The 6,162-nt window shown below is 76.0% G+C and carries 8 protein-coding genes; 5 read left to right on the top strand and 3 right to left on the bottom strand.

All coding sequences use genetic code 11. The annotated features are described in order from the left end of the window. Positions 1-224: 224 nt before the first annotated feature. A complete protein-coding gene (locus tag FOE67_RS13440) occupies positions 225-1,094 on the bottom strand; it encodes a hypothetical protein (RefSeq protein ID WP_182663942.1) in 870 nt (289 codons plus the stop codon). Next, the gene (locus tag FOE67_RS13435) at positions 1,091-1,723 is read right to left on the bottom strand and encodes an RNA polymerase sigma factor (protein ID WP_182663940.1); all 633 of its coding nucleotides are present in this window, start codon (positions 1,721-1,723) and stop codon (positions 1,091-1,093) included. Before FOE67_RS13435 ends, FOE67_RS13440 begins: the two co-directional genes overlap by 4 nt. Positions 1,724-1,920: 197 nt before the next feature. Here FOE67_RS13435 and FOE67_RS13430 point away from each other — a divergent pair, with 197 nt between their 5' ends. From FOE67_RS13430 to FOE67_RS13410, 5 genes are all read left to right on the top strand, one after another. After that, positions 1,921-2,592: a hypothetical protein gene (locus FOE67_RS13430; protein ID WP_182663938.1), complete on the top strand. Its 672-nt coding sequence runs from the start codon at positions 1,921-1,923 to the stop codon at positions 2,590-2,592. A gap of 69 nt (positions 2,593-2,661) precedes the next feature. Next, entirely contained in the window at positions 2,662-3,078 is a 417-nt protein-coding gene (locus FOE67_RS13425; RefSeq protein WP_182663936.1) for a tetratricopeptide repeat protein, read from the top strand. 291 nt (positions 3,079-3,369) lie between these two features. Next, positions 3,370-3,729, top strand: coding sequence for an SH3 domain-containing protein (locus FOE67_RS13420; protein ID WP_323384879.1), 360 nt, complete (start codon positions 3,370-3,372; stop codon positions 3,727-3,729). Between the two features lie 170 nt (positions 3,730-3,899). Then, complete coding sequence (locus tag FOE67_RS13415) at positions 3,900-5,447, top strand: ATP-dependent DNA ligase (RefSeq protein WP_182663934.1); 1,548 nt, start codon at positions 3,900-3,902, stop codon at positions 5,445-5,447. Positions 5,448-5,514: 67 nt separating this feature from the next. Further along, the gene (locus FOE67_RS13410; protein WP_182663932.1) at positions 5,515-5,751 is read left to right on the top strand and encodes a DUF2277 domain-containing protein; all 237 of its coding nucleotides are present in this window, start codon (positions 5,515-5,517) and stop codon (positions 5,749-5,751) included. A gap of 163 nt (positions 5,752-5,914) precedes the next feature. Here the strand turns inward: FOE67_RS13410 and FOE67_RS29290 are convergent. Next, the coding region (locus FOE67_RS29290; RefSeq protein WP_228473846.1) for a hypothetical protein at positions 5,915-6,162 on the bottom strand (248 nt) is incomplete at its 5' end.

Raw genomic sequence — 6,162 nt, 5'->3', positions numbered from 1 at the left:
CGCCCCGGTCGGGGGGCGGGCGGCAGGTGCGTCACCGGTGGGCGGCCTTTCTGGTACGGCGTTCCGTGGACGGACACGGGCCGGAACGATGGGGCCGGGAACGGGGCGGCCTGGGGTCGCCCCCGCACCGCCCCTCACCCGGACAGCCGAGCACTACCCGGCGTCGCGAACCGCCATCCGGGACCCAAAAAGGTCATACGAACGCCACTTGGTGCCCGGGGAGGTCACCCCAGCAGGAGGCGGGCCAGGTGTTCCAACTCCTCGGGTTCGGGCGTGAAAACCGGCTCCCCGTCGTCCCGGGGCGCGGCCTCCGCGGTCCCCGCGGTCACCACGGTCACCATGAGGTACTTCTCGTCCGGCACGGGCCCCCGGGCGGGAGGCGGTGTCGGCACCACCCGGGTACCGGAGACCTCTCCCCCGGCCACGGTGGAATCGACACCGACCGAGGACGCGACGCACCCCGCCCCTCCGGTTCCGACCGACCGACAGCCCGCCTCACCGGGCGACCCGGAGGTGAGCGTCACCGTGACGAGCAGCGTCGTCACCCCCCGCCGCGGGCTGTGGACCGGCTGCTCGAAGGTCCACCGCCGTTCCGCCCCGTCTCCCCCGGGGCCCGGTTCCCCGGCCGCCCACCGGGGAGGCGGGCTTCCCCCCGTGTCGGGCAGCGCCACGGGGACGGCGGCCCGCAGGCGGTCGGCCCACAGCTCGGCGGCGGCCTCGTACCCCTCGGCGTCCAGGGGGTCCCGGGGCGGGATTCCCGCACCGTCCCGGGCCGGCCCCGGGGTGGGCTCGGGAGCGGGCTCCGGTGGGGCGGTCCGGGTCCGTTCCGGCGGCCCGGCGGGACCGACCCCGGTCGGTGGGTCGCCGAACAGCGCCGGGAGCAGGGTCGTCGCCGTCACCACGATCACGGTCGCCACCACCGAGGCGATCAGCACACGGCGTCCCTCCGCCCGCCGGCGCCCCCGGTGGACGATCGTGTCGGGGTCCAGGCGCAGTGGCGGCTCGTCCCCCACCGCGGCGCGCAGCGCGCCCCGAAGGCGATCGGTGTCGGGGCCCACGTCCGGGCCCGGACGCTCCTCCGGTCGTCCGATCACGAGCCGATCCCCTTTCCGCCCGGGTGTGCGCCGGCGCCTCCGCCCCGGCCGGCGCCACAGCCGGCCGGATGCCGCGCCCCGGCCCCGCCGGCCCGTACGGGCCCGAGGAGCCCGGTGGACACACCGGCCTCCCCCAACGCCCGGCGCAGCCTCGCGAGACCGCGCGACGTCTGGCTCTTGACGTTGCCCTCCGAACGCCGCAGCGCGGCGGCGGTGTCGGCCACCGACAGGTCCTCGAAGTACCGCAGCACGATCACCGCCCGCTGACCGGGCGGCAGGGCCAGCAGTGCCCGGCGAACGAGATCGGCGACGTCCATCCGGTGGATCACGTCGTCCGGGCCGGTGGCGGGATCCGCCGTCTCCGGCAGCCGCTCGCAACTGCTCTCCGCCCGCCGCCAGGGTTTGCGCCGCTCGTCCAGCCAGGTGCGCAGCAGTACCCGGCGCACGTAGGGGCCGAGCTCACCGGTGCGTTCCAGCCGGTGCCAGGTGCGGTACATCTTCACGAGAGCGGTCTGCGCCAGGTCCTCGGCCAGATGCCAGTCCCCGCACAGCAGATAGGCCGTGCGGCGCAGCGGGCGGGCCTGTTCGACGGCGAACCGCCGGAACCGTGCCTCCTCGGCATGACGCATCCGTCCTCCCCTCACACACCTGGCACGCGGCCGGGGCGCGCCGGGGTTGCACGGCGCGGGGAACACCACACGCGGGACCTGCGAGACGTACGTCACAGAGCTGTCACAACGATGGTCGGACGATGGCAGCGGGTGATCGGATGGGACGGGCTCCGACCGGCCGTTCGGCCGACCGACCCGGACCTCGGGGGGACACCATGCGCGACATCACCAGAACCCTGTTGGGAGCCGCCGCCTCCGCGGTGGTGTTACTGCTCGGTGCCGCCTCCTGTTCGTCGGGGGACGGTGCCCGCGACGCCGAGGGGAACGGCTCCGCCGGGGAGGCGGGAGCCCTCGGGGACGGCGGGGACGGCGACACCACGGTGGACTCCCCGGCCTCCGCCCCGCCGCGCCTGCCGGACGGCGACATCGAGGCGTGGGCGGCGATGATGCACGCGATCCACGGCATCGAGTGGAAGCGCGAGGGCGAACCGGCCGAAAGCGGTGGCCACCTGGTGTGGGAGGGCGCGGTCACCGTGGAGTACGACCCGGCGGACCACGTGGCCGAGGGGAGCGCCGCCGCCGGGGAGAAGCCCTCCGAGGCGGAGTACCGGGCGGCCGCCCACACCGACACCGACGGCAGGCCGTTGACCTTCCGCTGCGAGGCCCGGGAGCTGCCCGCGTACCACATTCCGATGCCGAAGGGTTTCCTCGGCGACTGCGCGACCGCCGCCGGGCTGGAGGGGGTGCTGCCCGAGGAGGTGGGCGGGTGGCTGTCCCTCGACGGGAATCGGGACGGCCCCGTGAAGAGGACGGTCATCGGCGGGGCCGAGCTGGAACTGCGGGACGACGGCTACAGCGTCCGGCTGACGGTGCGGCCGGCGGAATAGCGCGTCGTCCGGGGCCGTTGGGGGAAGAACGGAAAGGTCCCCGACGGGCGACGGAGAGGAGCGCGGCGCGTGAACGACAACGGCGGCACCGTGGACCCGGCGGAGGAGTACCGCCTGGCCAAGCTCTTCTTCGAGATCCGCGACTACGGCGAGGCGGCCCGTCGGCAGAGTCTGGTGGTCGAGGCGGAGCCCGACAACCTGGCGGCCCGGCTGCTGCTGGCCCGCGCCTACTACCACTCCGCCCGCCTGGGCCGCGCCGAGACGGAGCTGCGCTTCATCGTCGAGCGGGACCCGACGGACGCCTACGCCCACCTGATGCTGGGGCGGGCGCTGGAGCGGCAGAACCGGCCGGAGGAGGCCCGTCGTCACCTGCGGCTGTCGGCGGCGCTGCGCGGCGAGCCGATCGACGCGCCCGGACACCGGCTGGTGAGCGGTCCGACCCGGGTGGACGGGGCCCCGGCGAACGGGGACGACGCGGCGGCCTGAGCGGCCCGGGCCCCGGCCGCCCGGCGCCCCGTCGGGTCCGGCCGGCACCGCACGCCCCCGGGCGGACGACCGGACCACCCGACCACCGGAAGAAACGACGATCCCATTCGCGCCCGCCGGACGGTCCCCCGTCCGGCGGGCGCGCGCTGCTCCGACCGGGTGGGGCGGCCGGCCCGGGCAGGTGACCGGGCCGCCCCGCCGACCGCGCCGGCCGCCTCCCGCGACGGACCGTGACGGTACCGGCGGCCCGCACCGGGGTCGCCGCCCCGTCCCTCGAGGAAGAGGCAGATCGTGTTCAAGAACGTCAAGACCACCGTCGCGGTGGCCGCCGGGGCGCTGGCCCTGGGTCTGCTGGGTGCCTCCCCCGCCCTCGCCGGCGAGCAGCGCGCCGCCGTGCCCGCCGACTCGGTCATGCACGCCAAGCAGCCGACCGGCACCGTGGTCGCCCGCACCGGCGTGAACGTCCGCTCCGAGCCGAACACCCGCTCCCGGGTGCTGGACACCTACCCCTACGGCGCCACCATCGCCCTGCGCTGCAAGGTGTACGGCGAGAACGTGGACGGCAACCGCATCTGGTACAAGGTCGAGGGCCGCACCGGCTGGGTCACCGCCCGCTACGTGCGCAACAACAACCCCGTGCCGTGGTGCTGACCCCCCGTCGCGCCGGGTGAGCGAACCCGGCCGGGTGTCCGCCCCGCCGGCCGGTCCGAGGATTCGTCCGGGGACCGCCGCCGGGGCGGACGCGCGTTCCGTGCCCCCGGCGTGCGAACCGCCCCGTGCGCCCCCGTGCGGCCCGGGGATCGGCGGGCCACGATGGGGGGATGCTGCTCGCCGATCTCGCCCGCACCTCACGGGAGGTCGCCGCCACCTCCTCCCGCACGGAGAAGACCGCCGCCCTCGCCCGGCTGTTCCGGGCCGCCGAGCCGGCCGACGCCCCCGTCGTCATCACCCACCTCGCCGGCCGACTGCCGCAGCGCCGCACCGGCCTGGGGTGGCGCTCGCTCACCGAGCGGCCCGACCCCGCCCCCTCGCCCCGACTCACCGTCCGCGAGGTGGACGCCGCGCTGACCGGGATCGCCGGCGTCTCCGGCAAGGGCGCGACCACCGAGCGCCGCCGCCGCTGGGCCGCCCTGCTGGAACAGGCCACCGAGACCGAACAGGACTTCCTGGTGCGGCTGGTCGGCGGCGAACTGCGGCAGGGCGCGCTGGACGCCCTCGCCGTCGAAGGGCTGGCCGCCGCCACCGACACCGACCCCGCCGACCTGCGCCGCGCCGTCATGCTCGGCGGCTCGCTCGGCGCCGTCGCCTCCGCCGTGCTGGCCGGCGGGGCGGACGCCCTCGCGGAATTCCGGCTGGAGGTCGGCCGGCCGATCCAACCGATGCTCGCGCAGAGCGCGCCGGGGGTGGCGGAGGCGCTGGACCGGCTGGGGCCGTGCGCCGTGGAGGAGAAGCTGGACGGCATCCGGATCCAGCTCCACCGCGACGGCGGACGGGTACGCGTCTGGACGCGGACGCTGGAGGAGATCACCGACCGGCTGCCGGAGGTGGTCGCCGCCGGGCACGACCTGGCGGCCGACCGGGCGGTGCTGGACGGCGAGGTCATCGCCCCCGGCCCGGACGGCCGACCCCGACCGTTCCAGGAGGTCTCCGGCCGGGTCGCCACCCGCGCGGCGGGCGCGGAGAACACCCTGCCGGTGCGGGCGGTCTTCTTCGACCTGCTGAGCGTGGACGACCGCGACCTGTTGGACCGTCCCACCGCCGAACGGCACGCCGCACTGGCCCGGCTGCTGCCCGCCGAGCACCGGGTGCGGCGGCTGGTGGTGGAGGACCCCGCGGACCCCGAACAGCGGCGGGCCGCGGAGGAGTTCACCGAGGAGGTGATCGAGCGCGGCCACGAGGGGGTGCTGGTGAAGTCCCTGGACGCCGGGTACACGGCCGGCCGGCGCGGTGCCGCCTGGGTGAAGGTCAAACCGGTGCACACCCTCGACCTGGTGGTCCTGGCCGCCGAGTGGGGCAGCGGGCGGCGCACCGGCTTCCTCTCCAACCTGCACCTGGGCGCCCGCCGCCCGGACGGCGGCTTCGCGATGCTCGGCAAGACCTTCAAGGGCATGACGGACGAGACCCTGGCCTGGCAGACCGAGCGGCTGCGGGAGTTGGCCCTGCCGCCGGAGGAGGCCGACCCGGGCAACGATTACACCGTGCCGGTGCGGCCGGAGCTGGTGGTGGAGATCGCCTTCGACGGGGTGCAGCGCTCCTCCCGCTACCCGGAGGGGGTGACGCTGCGCTTCGCGCGGCTGGTGCGCTACCGGGGGGACAAGCGGCCGGAGGACGCCGACACGGTGGCCGACGTGCTCGCCCTGCTGCGCTGAGGGCGGCGCGGGGGCCACGGGACGCCGCCGGGGGCCGATTGTCGGTGGCGGGGTTCACACTGGGGCCATGTGCCGCAGCATCAAGACCCTTCGCGCTCCCGCGATGCCCGTTGTGACGGACGAGGACATCCACGCGGCGGCGCTCCAGTACGTCCGGAAGGTCTCCGGGTTCAGGGCGCCCGCCGCCCACAACCGCGCGGTCTTCGACGAGGCGGTGGCCGCGGTGGAGGCGGCGACCGGACGGCTGCTGGAGGGTCTGGAGATACGCGGCTCCGGCCGTTCGCCGGGGTCGGGCGCCTCCTGACCCGACCCCGGCGGCCCGCCCCGGGGCACGGCCCCTACACCTCCGAGGGAAGGTCGTAGGGGCGGCCCGGGGTGCGCTCGCCGGCGCGCGGGGCGTGCACGATGGGGGCGAAGATCCGGGCGCCGCCGTGGAAGACGACGCCGACACCGGCGGTGGTGGAGGGCTACTCGCGGTCGCGGTAGGCATGGGTCCGCTCGATCCCGGGGCTGCCCGGGTTGGTCGGCACGGCGGCGGGATACCGCTCGATGTCGAGCAGCGGGGTCCGCCCGCCGGGGTCGGGGACGGGCGAGCGAGGCGCGGACCAGGCTCGCTCCCGCGCCGCGCGGTCCCATGGCCATGTCGGAGGGTGTCCCTTCGGTCGGTTGTCGCGGTGGATCGGTTGTCGCGGTGGATGCGTGCGTCGCTGCCGGT

The sequence above is a fragment of the Streptomyces calidiresistens genome (assembly GCF_014141525.1).
GTDB lineage: Bacteria > Actinomycetota > Actinomycetes > Streptomycetales > Streptomycetaceae > Streptomyces > Streptomyces calidiresistens.
Note: the sequence above shows the minus strand (reverse complement) of the source record. Positions and strands in the feature narration are given on the sequence as shown.

What these genes read in the sequence shown, in the direction of transcription:
- FOE67_RS13435 (WP_182663940.1), bottom strand. Translation starts at nt 1,723, where the DNA reads ATGCGTCATGCCGAGGAGGCACGGTTCCGGCGGTTCGCCGTCGAACAG.
- FOE67_RS13415 (WP_182663934.1), top strand. Translation starts at nt 3,900, where the DNA reads ATGCTGCTCGCCGATCTCGCCCGCACCTCACGGGAGGTCGCCGCCACC.
- FOE67_RS13410 (WP_182663932.1), top strand. Translation starts at nt 5,515, where the DNA reads ATGTGCCGCAGCATCAAGACCCTTCGCGCTCCCGCGATGCCCGTTGTG.
- FOE67_RS13430 (WP_182663938.1), top strand. Translation starts at nt 1,921, where the DNA reads ATGCGCGACATCACCAGAACCCTGTTGGGAGCCGCCGCCTCCGCGGTG.